At 68.8% G+C, this 1949-nt stretch carries 2 pseudogenes; both read right to left on the minus strand.

What is annotated here, in order from left to right:
- Window positions 1-284 (minus strand): annotated as a pseudogene (locus tag ACK5M9_RS13000) (DNA polymerase IV); the annotation flags it as partial.
- Between the two features lie 4 nt (window positions 285-288).
- Window positions 289-1949, minus strand: a pseudogene (locus ACK5M9_RS13005) (hypothetical protein); the annotation flags it as partial.

Consider the following 1949-nt stretch of genomic DNA (forward strand, 5'->3'; position numbering starts at 1 on the left):
ACCAGCGGGGTGACTGCGGCGAAGATCCCGAACACGCCGTCGGAGACTGCTTCGTAGGAGTCGTAGTCGGGTGGGATCGCGACGGCATCCGGACACAGCCGGCGTGCCCGGGTCGAGGACATGCCGCCTTCCACCCCGAACGCACGTGCCTCGTAGGATGCCGAGAGCACCACGCCCCGGGAAGCACCACCCACCCAGACCGGGGTACCTGCCAGCTCGGGACGTCGGCGCAGTTCCACCGCGACGTAGAAGCTGTCCATATCCACATGCGCGATCACCGGCACGGCTTCATCTCCCTGCTGATCCCGGGCTCGCGTGCCACAGCTTGCGGCCGGGATCCGAAGGGCGCGGCGGGACCAGCTTCGGCGACTCCCCCGCCGGAGTGATGTCTGTGTAGGGCGACTGCACGAAACCGCTGGGATGCACGAGGACCCGCCGTTGTCCCATCCCACCGGCCGCGGCCGCATGTTCGGTATCGGCCAGCAGCCGATCCTCCCGCTCGGTCACCGGACTGTCCGTTGCGCCGACTCGTTGCCGGAGCACCTCGGCATGGGCACACGCCTGGGTTGCCACTGCGGTATCGATGAGGCTGCGCACCTCAGCTACCGCCGCCATCTCATCACCGGTCGTGTCCAGGACAGCCTGCCAGCGTTCGCGCAGGTGCATCAGGTCCCAGGCCCCCAACGCTCGCAGGGAGACCCCGCGGGGCCCGGTTCGACGCAACTCGCCGAGCCCGATGACAAGCCAGGAGTTGAACACTGTCAACGCGAACGGCCCCTGGGCATCCTCGAAGAAGGTGAGGTCGACCGGGCCGGTGGTGTCATCCAGAGTGAGGAAGATGACCCGCCGGCCGGATCTGACCGGCGGGGTCTGGGTGGCGACCTTCACTCCGGCGACGAGCAGTCGGCTCCGGCTCCGGCGGGTGAGCAATTGTTCCGACCAGGTGATACCGATCGAATCCAGGAAGGTCCGGTGCTCAGCCAGGACATGCCGGGTGGCGTCCATGCCGAGCACGGCTAGCTCGGCCTCCATCCGCTCAACGGCGGTCATCTCAGGCAGTCCCGAGGGCCGGATATCCCGGGGAGGTTCACCGGGCTCGCCGGTGGGCTCCGGGGCTTCGCTGAAGTCAAGGGCGAGCTGAACCGCCTGGTGGCCCGACGCCCCGGTACCGGCCAATCCGCGGGCTCGCCCCCCTGACCGGCGCTGCGTGCGAGCAGCCACCCGGTCGGTCCGGGCCAGGTCAGCGAGGGTGAGCAGCAGATCACGCCGGGTGACCCGGTTCCGCGCGCCGATGTCCCGGGGGTCCCCGATGCCGTAGAGGCTGTCGAAAGCGCCGGCGAGCACGAGATGCTCGGCGACATCACTCGAGGGACGCGCCCGCTGCCAGAAATCGATCAGCCCGGCATAGGGCCGGCCGCCGGCGATTCGTTCGACCTCACCGTCACTGATGCCCTTGACATCAGCGAGCGCCAGCCGGATACCCGGCACCCTGTCATCCGGATCGGATTCAGCTACCGCCGACCCGGGGGTACCGGTGGCCTCCACCCGGTACACCGCGTCGGAGGCGTTCACATCGAGTGGCAGTACCGGCACCTCCATCCGGCGGGCCTCCTCAAGGATGAGCCGCTTGGGGTACATGCCGGGATCGTGGGTGAGCAGGCCGGCGAGAAAGGCTGCCGGATGGTGCCGCTTGAGCCAGGCCGACTGGTAGGTGGGCAGCGCGAATGCGGCGGCATGCGCCTTGCAGAACCCGAAGGAGGCGAAGGAGGCGAGGATGAACCACAGCCGCTCGATCACGGCATCGTCGTAACCGTGCGCCTGTGCTCTGGGCCAGAGCCAAGCCTTGACCTCCGCCTGCCCCGCGGGGTCCCCCAGCGCGCGACGGGCCTCGTCCGCCTGGGCGAGCGTGCAGCCGGAGGCGATGGCGATGAGTTGGATGATCTGCTCAT

Origin of the sequence: Mycobacterium sp., assembly GCF_047975165.1 — a bacterium.
In the GTDB taxonomy this organism is placed as follows: domain Bacteria; phylum Actinomycetota; class Actinomycetes; order Mycobacteriales; family Mycobacteriaceae; genus Mycobacterium.